The 14,837-nt window shown below is 57.3% G+C and carries 12 protein-coding genes; 9 read left to right on the top strand and 3 right to left on the bottom strand.

What is annotated here, in order from left to right; translation table 11 throughout:
* Positions 1-53: 53 nt before the first annotated feature.
* Complete coding sequence (gene narQ, locus OOJ60_RS10055; protein WP_042290899.1) at positions 54-1,760, bottom strand: nitrate/nitrite two-component system sensor histidine kinase NarQ; 1,707 nt, start codon at positions 1,758-1,760, stop codon at positions 54-56.
* Positions 1,761-1,946: 186 nt separating this feature from the next.
* Between narQ and aegA the strand changes: the two genes are divergently transcribed.
* The 3 genes from aegA to OOJ60_RS10040 all read left to right on the top strand — a co-directional run bounded on the left by aegA (position 1,947) and on the right by OOJ60_RS10040 (position 5,814).
* The gene (gene aegA, locus OOJ60_RS10050; protein WP_205612500.1) at positions 1,947-3,908 is read left to right on the top strand and encodes a formate-dependent uric acid utilization protein AegA; all 1,962 of its coding nucleotides are present in this window, start codon (positions 1,947-1,949) and stop codon (positions 3,906-3,908) included.
* A 166-nt stretch (positions 3,909-4,074) separates the two neighbouring features.
* Positions 4,075-4,650 (top strand): GDP-mannose pyrophosphatase NudK, encoded by a 576-nt coding sequence (nudK, locus tag OOJ60_RS10045; protein WP_042290897.1) that lies wholly within the window; start codon positions 4,075-4,077, stop codon positions 4,648-4,650.
* A gap of 123 nt (positions 4,651-4,773) precedes the next feature.
* Positions 4,774-5,814 (top strand): DUF1176 domain-containing protein, encoded by a 1,041-nt coding sequence (locus OOJ60_RS10040; protein WP_060570542.1) that lies wholly within the window; start codon positions 4,774-4,776, stop codon positions 5,812-5,814.
* Between the two features lie 14 nt (positions 5,815-5,828).
* Here the strand turns inward: OOJ60_RS10040 and tkt are convergent, their stop codons facing one another.
* Both tkt and tal read right to left on the bottom strand, forming a co-directional pair.
* Positions 5,829-7,823: a transketolase gene (gene tkt, locus OOJ60_RS10035; protein ID WP_205612499.1), complete on the bottom strand. Its 1,995-nt coding sequence runs from the start codon at positions 7,821-7,823 to the stop codon at positions 5,829-5,831.
* A gap of 20 nt (positions 7,824-7,843) precedes the next feature.
* Positions 7,844-8,794 carry a transaldolase gene (gene tal / locus OOJ60_RS10030; RefSeq protein ID WP_060570544.1) on the bottom strand — a complete coding sequence of 317 codons (951 nt, stop codon included), beginning with the start codon at positions 8,792-8,794 and terminating at the stop codon, positions 7,844-7,846.
* A 278-nt stretch (positions 8,795-9,072) separates the two neighbouring features.
* Here tal and maeB point away from each other — a divergent pair, with 278 nt between their 5' ends.
* The 6 genes from maeB (at position 9,073) to pta (ending at position 14,818) form a co-directional block, all read left to right on the top strand.
* Positions 9,073-11,352 (top strand): NADP-dependent oxaloacetate-decarboxylating malate dehydrogenase, encoded by a 2,280-nt coding sequence (gene maeB / locus OOJ60_RS10025; RefSeq protein WP_042290889.1) that lies wholly within the window; start codon positions 9,073-9,075, stop codon positions 11,350-11,352.
* A 158-nt stretch (positions 11,353-11,510) separates the two neighbouring features.
* Positions 11,511-11,846, top strand: coding sequence for an ethanolamine utilization microcompartment protein EutS (eutS, locus tag OOJ60_RS10020; RefSeq protein WP_042290888.1), 336 nt, complete (start codon positions 11,511-11,513; stop codon positions 11,844-11,846).
* A gap of 12 nt (positions 11,847-11,858) precedes the next feature.
* Entirely contained in the window at positions 11,859-12,341 is a 483-nt protein-coding gene (gene eutP / locus OOJ60_RS10015; protein ID WP_060570546.1) for an ethanolamine utilization acetate kinase EutP, read from the top strand.
* Positions 12,316-13,005, top strand: a complete 690-nt coding sequence (eutQ, locus tag OOJ60_RS10010; RefSeq protein WP_205612498.1) for an ethanolamine utilization acetate kinase EutQ — start codon at positions 12,316-12,318, stop codon at positions 13,003-13,005. Before eutP ends, eutQ begins: the two co-directional genes overlap by 26 nt.
* Positions 13,002-13,805 (top strand): ethanolamine utilization cob(I)yrinic acid a,c-diamide adenosyltransferase EutT, encoded by an 804-nt coding sequence (gene eutT, locus OOJ60_RS10005; RefSeq protein WP_199956598.1) that lies wholly within the window; start codon positions 13,002-13,004, stop codon positions 13,803-13,805. Before eutQ ends, eutT begins: the two co-directional genes overlap by 4 nt.
* Entirely contained in the window at positions 13,802-14,818 is a 1,017-nt protein-coding gene (pta, locus tag OOJ60_RS10000) for a phosphate acetyltransferase (RefSeq protein WP_199956599.1), read from the top strand. The genes eutT and pta overlap by 4 nt, the downstream gene beginning before the upstream one ends.
* The last annotated feature ends 19 nt before the right edge of the window (positions 14,819-14,837 follow it).

Raw genomic sequence — 14,837 nt, 5'->3', positions numbered from 1 at the left:
TCTTTGCGGCGTTTGTCAGCTTCCTGCGCGCTTACGTCCGGTTTTGTGAAATTCTACGTCAGATGTGCGGTATCGTCTTGCGAATCTGTCGAACGAAAGCTAATGCTCACTAACGTGCCGCCGCCGGACGGTTGAGAAAAACTCAGCGTGCCGCCAAGCCGTTCCGCACGTTCCCGCATAATATTCAGGCCGTAATGCCCTGCCGGTTCATCCGGTTCGCCAATGCCCACGCCGTTATCGCGAATATAGACCGTATGATCGCCATCCGGCGCGGTCACGCAGCTGACGGCGATTTCACTGGCATTCGCGTGCTTCATCGCGTTAAGAACCGCTTCGCGAATAATTTGCAGTAAATGCACCTGCATCTGCGCGTCAAGCGCCAGCGTCGGCAGGCGGCAGTCCAGCGTCAGTTTCGCGGGCGTCTGAGCTTGCAGGGTTTCCAGCATCTCATGCAACGCGGAGGGGAGATCGGCCTGCTGCAGCGTCAGGCGGAAGGTCGTCAGCAGTTCACGTAACTGGCGGTATGCATCATTCAGCGCCCGGGAGAAGTCATCCATGATTGACTGCGCAGGGGCGTTATCTTCCGGAATCGAACGCTTCAGCAGCGTCAGTTGGATGCGCAAATAAGAGAGCACCTGCGCAAGCGAGTCGTGCAGTTCGCGGGCGATAGTGGCTCGTTCCTCCATCAACAACAGCTGCTGGAAATGCTTTTGCGCCTGGTTAAAGTACAAGCCGCGCCCAAGCATCGTTGAGACGCTGTTCAACAGGGGGATTGCGCTGTTCACGTTCTGGCTCTGCCAGTGCAGTTCACCGTAAACCGTGTCCTGCATCGTGACCGGCAGGATCTGCATCGGCAATTCGGCTTGTTTTTCGCCTTCGCTGATGCGCCAGTTCTCGCCAACGGTCAGTTCCAGAAACTGGGCGGCTTCGTTTTCGCGCACAATTTGCAGGATATGACGAAAACAGTGAACGTCAATCTGGCTGGTATTCAGCGCTTGCGAACACTGGTAAAGCACCTCAAGGCGACGTCTGGACTCGTGCAGGTCGCGGGTTTTTTCCTCCACGCTGGCTTCAAGCGAACGGTACAACTTGTGCAGCTCGCTCGACATCTGGTTGAAGGTTTTCGCCAGCAACCCCAGTTCGTTCGGCAGATGGGTTTCCAGCGGAGGGGAATCGAACTGGCCGTGTTCAATACGCTGGCTGGCCATCACCAACTGACTTAACGGACGTACTACCTGATGGCGAATACGTCGCAGGGTGAAAAAAACAAGGGTAAAGATACCGATGCCGCCCGCCAGCGACGTGCCGACAACCAGCATGACCTTGCGTTCGGCGTAGTGCTGTAACGCCAATACGAACAGATCGATCTTATCGACATAGGCATTAATGTTGGCCTGATACCAGGGTAAATCGCCGTCAATCAGCCGCTTATTCATCTCCAGCCAATTGGCGTGCAGTTGCCCGTAGCGGCTTTTTACCGCCTGCGGCACGTACCAGGCGTTCAGATTGCTGAGGGCGGGAGAGTTCAACGCCTGCTGGAAAAGCTGGCGATGGGCGGTCAACTGCGAACTGCGGCTTTGCAGATCGTAACCCAGCCGGTAGCTCTGCATGCGCAGCGAACCGGCGACGTTAATCGCCTCGGCATCGCGCAGGCTGCTCGCCAGCGTTAACAGCGCTACGCCGGTGGACAGAATCGACAGCAGAACAATGTAAAAAAAGGCCCGGGCCAGGCTGGCCGAGACGGGACGTTTGACGATCACTGGCGTGAGTTCCTTTAACCGTGTTCAGGATGAAACGCAGTTTCATTGAAGCTGAAATAAATTGATCTGCTTCAGGTTCTGTAGAAATAGTTGTGCTTCCTGGGCAGATGAACATTGCCGACGCCCTGCTTAGTCGGTAATAACACGTAAAGAATAAGGTTTTTACAACCAAAAAAGAAGGTCGCCATGAACCGTTTTATTATGGCCAACAGCCAACAGTGCCTGGGATGCCATGCCTGCGAAGTGGCTTGCGTTATGGCCCACAATGATGAGCAACACGTCCTGAGTCAACAACATTACCGGCCCCGGATCGCGGTCATCAAGCACCAGCATCAGCGCAGTGCCGTCACCTGTCACCACTGCGAGGATGCTCCTTGCGCCCGCAGTTGCCCGAACGGCGCCATCAGCCATATTAACGATAGCGTACAGGTCAATGCGCAAAAATGTATTGGCTGTAAATCCTGCGTGGTGGCATGCCCGTTTGGCGCGATGCAGATTATCCTGACGCCGGTCGCGAAAGATCAGGTTAACGCGACCGCTCACAAGTGCGATCTTTGCGCAGGGCGCGAAAACGGACCGGCCTGTGTGGAAAACTGCCCGGCGGACGCGCTGCAACTGGTGACGGAAGGGAGCTTAGCCCGCCTGGCGAAAGCGCGACGACTGCGTACCGCGCGCCAGGAAATCCAGCCCTGGCATGCGGAAACAGGAGGACAAACATCGCCGGGTATCAGCAAAATCGAGCAGATGCGCGCCACGCCTGCGCGCGGTGAGCCGGATAAGCTGGCCATTGACGCGCGCAAAACCGGCTTTGATGAAATCTACCTGCCGTTTCGCAGCGCGCAGGCAAAGCAGGAAGCGTCGCGCTGCCTGAAATGCGGCGAGCACAGCATTTGTGAGTGGACCTGCCCGTTGCACAATCACATTCCGCAGTGGATTGAACGGGTGAAGGCTGGCGACATTGATGCGGCGGTAGAACTCTCTCATCAAACCAACTGCTTGCCGGAAATCACCGGGCGTGTTTGTCCTCAGGATCGTCTCTGTGAAGGGGCCTGTACGGTGCGGGACGAATATGGCGCGGTGACCATTGGCAATATTGAACGTTACATATCCGATCGCGCGCTGGCAAACGGCTGGCGACCGGACCTCAGCGACGTACGGCAAAGTGATAAACGGGTGGCGATTATCGGCGCGGGTCCGGCGGGCCTGGCCTGTGCGGACGTGCTGGCGCGTCACGGCATCAGCGCCACGGTTTTCGACAGGCATCCGGAGATCGGCGGGCTGCTGACCTTCGGCATTCCGGCGTTTAAACTCGACAAATCGCTGCTGGCGCGCCGCCGGGAAATCTTCAGCGCAATGGGAATTCATTTCGAGCTGAACTGCGAAGTAGGTCGCGACGTCAGGCTGGAGACGCTACTGGACGAATACGACGCGGTGTTTGTCGGCGTAGGGACCTACCGTTCGATGAAAGCCGACTTACCTAACGAAGATGCGCCGGGCGTGTATGACGCGTTGCCGTTCCTTATTGCCAACACCAAACAGCTGATGGGGCTGGATGAACACCCGGATGAACCGTACATCAATACCGCCGGGTTAAACGTCGTGGTGCTTGGCGGGGGAGATACGGCCATGGACTGCGTGCGTACCGCGCTGCGTCACGGCGCAAGCAAAGTGACCTGCGCCTACCGTCGCGACGAAGCCAATATGCCCGGCTCGAAGAAAGAGGTGAAGAACGCGCGCGAAGAGGGGGCTAATTTTGAATTTAACGTTCAGCCTGTTGAGCTGGAACTGAATGCCGAAGGCCGGGTTTGCGGCGTGCGCTTCCTGCGTACCGAGCTTGGCGAGCCGGACGCCCAGGGCCGCCGCCGTCCGGTACCCATCGCCGACAGCGAGTTTGTGATGCCCGCGGACGCGGTGATCATGGCGTTTGGTTTTCATCCGCACGGCATGCCGTGGCTGGAAACCCACGGCGTGAAGGTGGACAGCTGGGGACGCATAGCGGCAAACGTTGAAAGCGCCTACCGCTACCAGACCACTAACCCGAAAATCTTCGCCGGTGGTGATGCGGTACGCGGCGCAGATCTGGTGGTGACCGCGATGGCCGAAGGGCGTCATGCCGCGCAGGGGATTATCGACTGGCTGGGGGAATAGTCCCTGTGCCTGATGGGGGGGGTAAGCAGGCGTCGACTTCGCACTCCTGATGTCGGATAAGACGCTCAGCGTCGTCCGGCATCGCACATAATTCAGCGTAATCCCACGCAGACAAATCCGGATCCGCGGCGTAGTATGTTTTCTCACCTTACGCTGTGGAGCCGGTATGTCGCAAAAAATTACCCTCGTTAAAGACAAAATCCTTTCTGATAACTATTTCATCCTGCGCAATATCACCTACGATCTGACCCGCTCAAGCGGCGAGGTGATTCGTCACAAGCGCGAAGTGTACGACCGCGGCAACGGCGCGACCATTCTGCTGTATAACGCTGAGAAAAAAACGGTGGTGCTGATCCGTCAGTTCCGCGTCGCGACCTGGGTTAACGGCAATGAAAGCGGACAGCTCATTGAAACCTGCGCCGGACTGCTCGACAACGATGAGCCGGAAGCCTGTATCCGCAAAGAGGCCATTGAAGAAACCGGCTATGCCGTCGGCGAAGTGCGTAAATTATTTGAGCTGTATATGTCCCCCGGCGGCGTCACGGAACTGATCCATTTCTTTATTGCTGAGTACAGTGACAGCCAGCGCGCAAATGCGGGTGGCGGCGTCGAAGATGAAGAGATCGACGTGCTGGAGCTTCCCTTTACCCGGGCGCTGGAGATGATTAAAACGGGCGAGATACGAGACGGTAAGACCGTGTTATTGCTTAACTATTTGCATTCTTCGCATTTAATGGATTGATAATTAAAGGTTATATTTCTTTACGAATTATTGACGCAATCCGATAAATCCGATTGAGGATGGCTAACTGCGCAACGAAGATACGACCTGTTGCTCGTTTGACTTCTGGGGTTATCACCGTCCATGCGCTATCGCGTCATTTTCCTTTTCCTGCTCGGCCTGCTTCCGGGTCGACTGTTATGGGCGGCCCCGGCGCAGCAGGCCTTTTCTGACTGGCAGGTGACCTGTAATAACCAAAACTTCTGCATTGCGCGTAATACCGGTGACCATGGCGGTCTGGTGATGACCCTCAGCCGTAGCGCAGGCGCACATACTGACGCCGTTTTGCGTATCGATCTTGGCGGCTTAAAAACGCCAGAGGGCGAAAAAGAGATCGCGCCGCGACTGCTGCTTGACGGTCATCCTCTGGCCCTGAACGGCCAGCGCTGGCGCGTCACGGCGTGGCATCTCATGACTGACGATACGGCGACGATAAGCGAGTTTCTGCAGACGATTCAGGAAAGCGACGCGATTACTCTGCGTAAAGGCAGTCAACGCATTTCATTAACCGGGCTGAAGGCCGCGCTGCTGTTTATCGACGCGCAGCAAAAGCGCGTGGGAAGCGAAACGGCGTGGATTGATAAAGGCGACGATCCGCCCCTCAGCGTGCCGCCCGCGCCCGCACTGAAAGGCGTGGCGGTAGTTAACCCCACGCCCACGCCGCTGTCCCTTGAAGAACGAAACGATCTGCTCGATTACGGTAACTGGCGAATGAACGGTATTCGCTGTTCGCTTGATCCGTCGCGCCGGGATGTCCGCGTCACTGCGCTCACCGATGATAAAGCCCTGATGATGATTGCCTGTGAAGCCGGCGCGTGGAACACCGTCGATCTGGCGTGGGTTGTGTCGCGCAAAAAACCGTTGGCTTCCCACGCTGTTCGTCTGCGTCTGCCGTTTAAAAACGGATCGGGGAGCAATGACATGGAGTTGATGAACGCCAGTTTTGATGAGAAATCCCGCGAGTTGATAACCCTGGCGAAGGGGCGGGGAATGACGGACTGCGGTATTCAGACCCGCTGGCGCTTTGACGGTCAACGTTTTCGCCTGGTGCGTTACGCGGAAGAACCGAGCTGCGATGGCTGGCATGGGCCAGATGCCTGGCCCACGCTGTGGATTACGCGCTAAGGTGAAGACAGATATCAGGCCTTCAGCACTTTCTGCGCCTTCGCAACGATATTCTCGACCGTAAAGCCAAAGTACGGGAACAGCTTGTCGGCAGGCGCCGATTCCCCGTAACCCGTCATACCGACAATTGCGCCTTTCAGGCCGACGTATTTGTACCAGTAATCGGCAATACCGGCTTCGACCGCCACGCGCGCCGTCACGTTTGACGGCAGCACCGACTCACGGTATGCCTCGTCCTGGGCATCAAAAATGTCCGTTGAAGGCAACGAAACCACCCGCACGTTACGTCCTTCGCCGGTCAGCTTTTCCGCCGCCTGCAGCGTAATTTCCATCTCCGAACCGGTGGCGATCAGAATGATGTCCGGCTTGCCGCCGCTGTCTTTTAGCACGTAGCCGCCGCGGGCAATCTCTTTTACCTGCTCCGGCGTACGCTCGACCTGCGTCAGATTCTGACGTGACAGGATAAGCGCCGTTGGACCGTTATGACGTTCCACCGCCAGCTTCCAGCCGACCGCCGCCTCAACCTGATCGCATGGTCGCCAGGTGCTGAAGTTCGGCGTCAGGCGCAGGCTCGCCAGTTGTTCCACCGCCTGGTGGGTCGGGCCATCTTCCCCCAGGCCAATGGAGTCATGGGTATACACCATGATCTGCCGCGCCTTCATCAGCGCCGCCATGCGCGCGGCGTTTCGCGCATACTCGACAAACATCAGGAAGGTAGCGGTGTAGGGGACAAATCCGCCGTGATGAGCAATACCGTTGGCGATGGCGGTCATGCCGAATTCGCGCACGCCGTAATGGATATAATTTCCCGCCGGGTCCTCTTTCAGCGAGGTGGAGCCTTTCCAGATGGTCAGGTTGCTGGGCGCCAGATCCGCCGAGCCGCCAAGCAGCTCCGGCAGCAGCGGTCCATAAACATTGAGCGTGTTTTGCGAGGCTTTGCGGGTGGCGATTTTCGCCGGATTCGCCTGCAGGTCGTTGATGAATTTCTGCGTCGTCTCTTCCCAGGCTTCCGGCAGGCCGCCGCTCATCCGGCGGCTAAACTCGGCGGCAAGATCCGGATACGCCTTCTCATAGGCGGCAAATTTTTCTTTCCAGCGCTGTTGCGCTTTTTCGCCTTTCTCACGGGCATCCCAGGCGCGATAAATCTCTTTTGGGATCTCAAACGCCGGATGGCGCCAGCCCAGCTTCTGGCGGGTCAGCGCGACTTCTTCTTCGCCCAGCGCTGCGCCGTGCGACTCCTCTTTACCTGCTTTGTTCGGTGAGCCAAAACCAATAACCGTACGGCAGATAATCAGCGACGGCTTGTCCTTCACGCTCTGGGCTTCCTGAATCGCTTTCTTCACCGCTTCCGGATCGTGGCCGTCTATTTCATGCACCACATGCCAGTGGTAGGCTTCAAACCGTTTAGCCGTGTCATCGGTAAACCAGCCTTCGGTTTCGCCATCAATGGAAATGCCGTTGTGATCGTAAAAGCCGATCAGTTTGCCGAGACCCAGCGTGCCCGCCAGCGAACACACTTCGTGTGAAATCCCTTCCATCAGACAGCCGTCGCCCATAAACACATATGTGAAGTGGTCGACGATCTCATGATCCGGCTGGTTGAACTGCGCGGCGAGAGTGCGTTCCGCAATGGCCAGGCCGACGGCGTTCGCCAGCCCCTGACCCAACGGGCCGGTGGTGGTTTCTACACCCGGCGTATAACCGATTTCCGGATGGCCCGGCGTTTTGGAGTGTAGCTGGCGGAAGTTTTTTAACTCCTCCAGCGGCAGGTCGTAGCCGGACAGGTGCAGCAGGCTGTAGAGCAGCATCGAGGCATGACCGTTAGAGAGAATAAAGCGGTCACGGTCGTACCAGGTGGGATCGGTCGGATTATGCTTGAGAAAATCGTTCCATAGCACTTCGGCAATATCGGCCATCCCCATCGGGGCGCCGGGGTGGCCGGAATTGGCTTTCTGCACGGCATCCATACTGAGCGCGCGAATGGCGTTGGCAAGTTCTTTACGGGACATATTTCTCTCCGTGGCAGTGTTTAAAGTTTGGCAGCGAGCAGGTCTTCCAGTTTGCGCTGGTCGACGGCGAACTGGCGGATGCCGTCAGACAGCTTTTCAACCGCCATTGCGTCCTGGTTATGTTCCCAGCGGAATTCGGCTTCGCTCATCGGCGTCGGACGATGGAAGGTTTGCGAAGAGGGCACCAGCTTGCGAATGACCGGTTCTTCTTTTTCCTGCAGCTGTTTCAGCAGGTCAGGGGAGATGGTCAGGCGGTCGCAGCCTGTCAGCGCCAGAATCTGTTCGGTACGGCGGAAGCTGGCCCCCATGACGATGGTTTCATAGCGGTGCTGCTTGTAGTAGTCATAGATGTTCCGCACGGATTTCACCCCCGGATCTTCATCCACCACATACGGATCCATCGGACTGCGCGCCTGATACCAGTCATAGATGCGCCCAACAAACGGGGAGATCAGATACACGCCCGCTTCAGCGCAGGCGCGGGCCTGGGCGAAAGAGAACAGCAGCGTCAGGTTGCAGTTGATGCCTTCTTTTTCTAACGCTTCCGCCGCGCGAATGCCTTCCCAGGTGGAGGCCAGCTTGATCAAAATGCGTGATTTTTCGATGCCCTGCTGCTGATACAGGTCGACCAGATGACGTGCTTTCTCGATGCTTTTTTCTTTATCGAACGAGAGGCGGGCATCGACTTCGGTCGATACGCGACCGGGGATGCTTTTCAGAATTTCCGCACCAAAATTGACCGCCAGCTTATCGCAGGCTTCCGCGACCTGCTGCTCCTGGGTTTTACCGCGTTTTTTACCCCATTCGAGGGCGTCGTCGATCAGGTGGCTGTAATGGTCAAGACCCGCCGCTTTCAGCAGCAGAGAAGGGTTGGTGGTGGCATCCTGGGGCTGATAATGGCGAATCGACTCAATGTCGCCGCTGTCCGCCACGACAGTAGTGAATTGTTTGATGCCGTCTAACTGGTTCATAGGAAATACTCCTTGAAAAGTAAAGTGTTAGGTGAGTGCGTTAATTCACACTTCTGGAAAATTCATGAACTGCATAACAAAAAAGCATAGCAGACAGGCATGGTATTGCTGGCGCAACCGGGTAACATGGTTGTTATGAGTTGATTACAATTTCATTATTTTGAGTCGTAAGAGTTTGGCGACCTTCAAAGTTTGCGCCCCGCACAGCGGTGATAATGTGCGGCGCACCAGGCTGTTGCGTCTCATTTTTTGATCGTTACGTGAAAAGGAACAACAAGATGGATGACCAGTTAAAACAAAGCGCGCTTGATTTCCACGAATTCCCTGTCCCCGGTAAGATCCAGGTCTCTCCAACCAAGCCTCTGGCGACACAGCGCGATCTGGCGCTGGCCTACTCGCCGGGCGTCGCGGCCCCTTGTCTGGAAATTGAAAAAGATCCGCTGGCGGCCTACAAATACACTGCGCGCGGCAACCTCGTCGCGGTGATCTCTAACGGTACGGCAGTGCTCGGCTTAGGCAATATCGGCGCGCTGGCCGGTAAGCCGGTGATGGAAGGCAAAGGCGTACTGTTCAAAAAATTTGCCGGTATCGACGTGTTCGATATCGAAGTCGACGAGCTGGATCCGGATAAATTTATCAACGTGGTGGCCGCACTGGAACCGACCTTCGGCGGCATCAACCTCGAAGACATTAAAGCGCCGGAATGTTTCTATATTGAACAACAGCTGCGTGAACGGATGAACATTCCAGTGTTCCATGACGATCAGCACGGGACCGCCATCATCAGCACAGCCGCTATTCTGAACGGCCTGCGGGTGGTGGAAAAGAACATCTCCGATGTGCGAATGGTCGTTTCCGGCGCGGGCGCGGCGGCTATCGCATGTATGAACCTGCTGGTGGCGCTGGGGATGCAAAAACACAATATTGTGGTCTGCGACTCGAAAGGCGTGATCTACAAAGGTCGCGAGCCGAATATGGCGGAAACCAAAGCGGCCTATGCGGTGGATGATGACGGCAAACGCACGCTGGATGATGTCATTGACGGCGCGGACATCTTCCTCGGCTGCTCCGGCCCGAAAGTGCTGACCCAGGAGATGGTCAAGAAAATGGCCCGTGCGCCAATGATTCTGGCGCTGGCGAACCCGGAACCGGAAATCCTGCCGCCGCTGGCGAAAGAGGTTCGCCCGGACGCGATTATCTGTACCGGACGCTCGGATTATCCGAATCAGGTGAACAATGTCCTGTGCTTCCCGTTCATTTTCCGCGGCGCGCTGGACGTTGGCGCCACCGCAATCAACGAAGAGATGAAGCTGGCGGCGGTGCATGCGATAGCCGAACTGGCCCACGCCGAGCAGAGCGAAGTGGTGGCCTCGGCCTATGGCGATCAGGATCTGAGTTTCGGGCCGGAATACATCATTCCGAAACCGTTCGATCCGCGTTTAATCGTTAAAATCGCCCCGGCCGTAGCGAAAGCGGCGATGGACTCCGGCGTGGCGAAACGGCCCATCGCCGACTTTGACGTCTATGTCGATAAGCTGACCGAATTTGTCTATAAAACCAACCTGTTTATGAAGCCGATCTTCTCCCAGGCGCGCAAAGAGCCGAAGCGCGTGGTGCTGCCGGAAGGGGAAGAGGCGCGCGTGCTGCATGCCACCCAGGAGTTAGTGACCCTGGGACTGGCGAAGCCCATCCTGATTGGCCGTCCGGGCGTGATCGAGATGCGCATCCAGAAACTGGGATTACAGATCAAAGCGGGCGTTGATTTTGAGATCGTCAACAACGAATCCGATCCGCGTTTCAAAGAGTACTGGAGCGAGTATTACCAGATCATGAAGCGCCGTGGGATCACCCAGGAGCAGGCGCAGCGGGCGATGATCGGCAATCATACGGCCATTGGCGCGATCATGGTGCAACGCGGTGAAGCTGATGCGATGATCTGCGGCACTATCGGTGACTACCATGAGCACTTCAGCGTGGTCAAAGAGGTGTTCGGTTACCGTGAAGGCGTGCATGCGGCGGGGGCGATGAACGCGCTGCTGCTGCCGAGCGGTAACACCTTCATTGCCGATACCTATGTCAATGAAGATCCGACGCCGGAAGAGCTGGCGGAGATCACCCTGATGGCGGCGGAGTCGGTGCGTCGCTTTGGCATTGAGCCGAAGGTGGCGCTGCTGTCGCATTCCAACTTTGGGTCATCCAATGCGCCAGCGGCCAGCAAAATGCGCGAAGCGCTGGCGCTGATCAAACAACGGGCTCCGGAACTGATGATCGACGGCGAAATGCACGGTGACGCGGCGCTGGTGGAAAGTATTCGCAATGACCGGATGCCGGACAGTCCGCTGAAAGGTTCCGCCAATATTCTGGTGATGCCGAATATGGAAGCGGCACGTATTAGTTACAACTTACTGCGCGTTTCCAGTTCTGAAGGCGTGACCGTCGGGCCAGTATTAATGGGCGTGGCGAAGCCAGTACATGTATTAACGCCGATCGCCTCTGTGCGGCGGATTGTTAATATGGTGGCGCTGGCGGTCGTCGAAGCACAAACGCAACCGCTGTAATTTCACTTTAATTCATTTCGGCGCGGGTCTCTCCCGCGCTTTTTTATTTCTGCGTAATAGTGATCTCCTTCACCTTTTAAATCACCTTGCCGAATTTTGTTATTTACCCCAGCAAAAAATTGCCACGATAAGACCAGTTTCAACAGGGGCGGTGGCCAATGGATAAAGAACGCATCATTCAGGAATTTGTGCCGGGTAAACAGGTCACGCTGGCGCATCTCATTGCGCATCCAGGTGAAGAACTGGCGAAAAAGATCGGCGTTCCCGAGGCAGGCGCTATCGGCATTATGACGCTGACGCCCGGTGAGACCGCCATGATTGCAGGCGATCTGGCGATGAAAGCCGCCGATGTCCATATCGGCTTTCTCGACCGGTTCAGCGGCGCGCTGGTGATTTATGGAACCGTCGGCGCGGTAGAGGAAGCATTATTGCAAACGGTCAGCGGACTTGGGCGCTTATTAAATTTTACCCTGTGTGAGCTGACCAAAAGCTAATTCGGAGCCGGTATGAAACGTATTGCGTTTGTGGGGGCGGTAGGTGCGGGAAAAACGACGCTTTTTAACGCGCTGCAGGGAAATTATTCCCTCGCCAGGAAAACGCAGGCCGTGGAATTTAATGCCGACGGCGATATTGACACCCCCGGGGAATATTTCAGCCATCCCCGCTGGTACCACGCCTTAATAACCACGCTGCAGGACGTCGACACGTTGATTTATGTCCATGCGGCAAATGACAGAGAAAGTCGCTTACCTGCCGGGCTGTTAGATATTGGCGCCAGTAAACGACACATTGCGGTGATCAGCAAAACGGACAGGCCGGATGCCGACGTGCCTGCTACGCGGGCGTTACTGCGCGGGATGGGCTTTGCAGAGCCGATTTTTGCCCTCAACAGCCAGGATCCGGGCAGCGTACAGCATCTGGTGGACTATCTGAGTGAGCTTAGCCAAAAGGAGGAAGGGGCAGGTGAAAAAACTCATCACAGCGAATGACATACGTGCGGCTCATGCACGCGGCGAACAGGCGATGTCGGTGGTCCTGCGCGCCAGCATTATCACCCCGGAAGCGCGAGAGGTCGCGGAACAGCTGGGCGTGACGATAACGGAATGCGACGAATCTGCCCCGACGACGAGCAGCGCGGACGCGGGCAAATCCGATACCCAGCGCATTCGTGAAACCATCATAGCGCAGTTGCCGGAAGGGCAGTTCACCGAAAGCCTGGTTTCGCAACTGATGGAGAAAGTGCTGAAAGAAAAACAGTCGCTGGAGCAGGCCGGGATGCAGCCGGGCTTTAAATCCGTTACCGGCAAAGGCGGAATCAAGGTTGTTAACGGCAGCAGCGTGAAGTTTGGTCGTTTTGACGGCGCCGAACCGCACTGCGTGGGCTTAACCGATCTGGTGACTGAGCAGGATGGCAGCAGCATGGCCGCCGGATTTATGCAATGGGACAACGCTTTCTTCCCGTGGACGCTGAACTACGACGAAATCGACATGGTGCTGGAAGGCGAACTGCATGTGCGTCATGAAGGCGAAACCCTGATCGCCAGAGCCGGGGACGTCATGTTTATCCCTAAAGGCTCCAGCATTGAATTTGGCACGCCGACGACCGTGCGTTTCCTGTACGTAGCGTGGCCTGCGAACTGGCAATCGGTATGAACGACTTCATCACCGAAGCATGGCTCAGAGCGAACCATACGCTCAGCGAGGGTGCGGAGATCCATCTTCCCGCTGACGCCCGCCTGACGCCCTCTGCCCGTGAACTGCTGGAAAGTCGCCGTCTGCGCATCAAATTTCTTGATGAGCAGGGCCGCCTGTTCGTCGACGACGAGCAACAGCAACTGCAGCCGGTGCACGGCCTGACCAGCAGCGACACCCATCCGCAGGCCTGCTGCGAACTGTGCCGCCAGCCGGTGAAGGAGAAGCCCGACACGCTGACCCATCTGACGGCGGACAAAATGGTCGCGAAAAGCGATCCGCGCCTGGGTTTTCGCGCCGCGCTGGACAGCACTATCGCGTTGACTGTGTGGCTGCAAACAGAACTGTCGGACCTCTGGCAGCCGTGGCTGGCGGATATTCGTTCGCGGCTTGGCAATATTATGCGCGCCGACGCGATGGACGAACCGCTGGCGGCGCAGTCGATTGTCGGCCTGAACGAAGACGATCTGCACCGCCTTTCTCATCAGCCGTTGCGCTATCTCGGCCACGACCATCTGGTGCCGGAAGCCCGCCACGGGCGCGACGCGGCGCTGCTTAACCTGCTACGCACCAAAGTGCGCGAAACGGAAACCATTGCCGCGCAGGTCTTTATCAACCGCAGTTTTGAGGTTCTGCGACCGGACATCATGCAGGCGCTGAACCGCCTTTCCAGCGCGGTCTACGTGATGATGATTTTGTCCGTCGCGACGCAGCCGCTTACCGTCAGTCAGATCCAACAGCGACTGGGAGGTGAACAATGATCATTGAACGCGCCCGCCAGTTGGCCTTACAGGCGCCTGCCAGGGTGGTGTTTCCGGATGCGTTAGACCCGCGCGTGTTAAAAGCGGCGCACTACCTGCAACAGCAGGGGCTGGCGCGCCCAGTTCTGGTCGCCAGCCCATTCGCTCTGCGTCAGTTTGCGTTGAGCCACCGCGTGGCCCTGGACGGGATTCAGGTCATCGACCCACAGAGCAATCCCGCAATGCGCGAGGATTTTGCCCGCCGCTGGCTGGCAAAAGCAGGAGAAAAAACGCCGTCGGATGCGGTGGAAAAACTGAGCGACCCGCTGATGTTTGCCGCAGCGATGGTCAGCGCGGGGCACGCTGATGTGTGCATTGCGGGCAATCTGTCATCGACGGCCAATGTGCTGCGCGCCGGACTACGCATCATTGGCCTTCAGCCTGGCTGCAAAACCTTGTCGTCCATTTTTTTGATGCTGCCGCAGTACGTTGGGCCAGCGTTAGGGTTTGCCGACTGTAGCGTGGTGCCGCAGCCCACGGCGGCGCAACTGGCGGATATCGCCATCGCCAGCGCGGCGTCATGGCGCGCCATTACCGGCGACGAGCCGCGGGTGGCGATGCTGTCGTTTTCCAGCCACGGCAGCGCCCGTCATCCTAACGTCGCTAACGTGCAGCAGGCGACAGAGATCGTGAGGGAACGCGCGCCCCAACTGCAGGTGGACGGTGAACTGCAGTTTGACGCCGCCTTCGTGCCGGAGGTCGCCGCGCAAAAAGCGCCCGACAGTCCGCTGCGGGGCAACGCCAACGTGATGGTCTTTCCGTCGCTGGAAGCGGGCAATATCGGCTACAAAATCGCCCAGCGTCTGGGCGGATACCGCGCTGTCGGGCCGCTGATTCAGGGGCTGGCCGCGCCGCTACATGACCTGTCACGGGGCTGTAGCGTACAGGAAATTATCGAACTGGCGCTGGTGGCTGCGGTGCCGCGCCAGACTGACGCGAGCCGCGTACGCGATTCGCAAACCCTGGTTGTATAAACGGTCCCGTTCTGGACCC

Origin of the sequence: Citrobacter sp. R4 (assembly GCF_026719175.1) — a bacterium.
In the GTDB taxonomy this organism is placed as follows: domain Bacteria; phylum Pseudomonadota; class Gammaproteobacteria; order Enterobacterales; family Enterobacteriaceae; genus Citrobacter_A; species Citrobacter_A sedlakii.
This window is presented reverse-complemented; position numbering and strand designations above follow the sequence as displayed.

Excerpts from the sequence above, each read along its gene's own strand:
- eutS (WP_042290888.1), top strand. The coding sequence starts at position 11,511 with ATGGATAAAGAACGCATCATTCAGGAATTTGTGCCGGGTAAACAGGTC.
- aegA (WP_205612500.1), top strand. The coding sequence starts at position 1,947 with ATGAACCGTTTTATTATGGCCAACAGCCAACAGTGCCTGGGATGCCAT.
- eutT (WP_199956598.1), top strand. The coding sequence starts at position 13,002 with ATGAACGACTTCATCACCGAAGCATGGCTCAGAGCGAACCATACGCTC.
- maeB (WP_042290889.1), top strand. The coding sequence starts at position 9,073 with ATGGATGACCAGTTAAAACAAAGCGCGCTTGATTTCCACGAATTCCCT.
- tkt (WP_205612499.1), bottom strand. The coding sequence starts at position 7,823 with ATGTCCCGTAAAGAACTTGCCAACGCCATTCGCGCGCTCAGTATGGAT.
- OOJ60_RS10040 (WP_060570542.1), top strand. The coding sequence starts at position 4,774 with ATGCGCTATCGCGTCATTTTCCTTTTCCTGCTCGGCCTGCTTCCGGGT.
- nudK (WP_042290897.1), top strand. The coding sequence starts at position 4,075 with ATGTCGCAAAAAATTACCCTCGTTAAAGACAAAATCCTTTCTGATAAC.
- pta (WP_199956599.1), top strand. The coding sequence starts at position 13,802 with ATGATCATTGAACGCGCCCGCCAGTTGGCCTTACAGGCGCCTGCCAGG.
- tal (WP_060570544.1), bottom strand. The coding sequence starts at position 8,794 with ATGAACCAGTTAGACGGCATCAAACAATTCACTACTGTCGTGGCGGAC.
- eutP (WP_060570546.1), top strand. The coding sequence starts at position 11,859 with ATGAAACGTATTGCGTTTGTGGGGGCGGTAGGTGCGGGAAAAACGACG.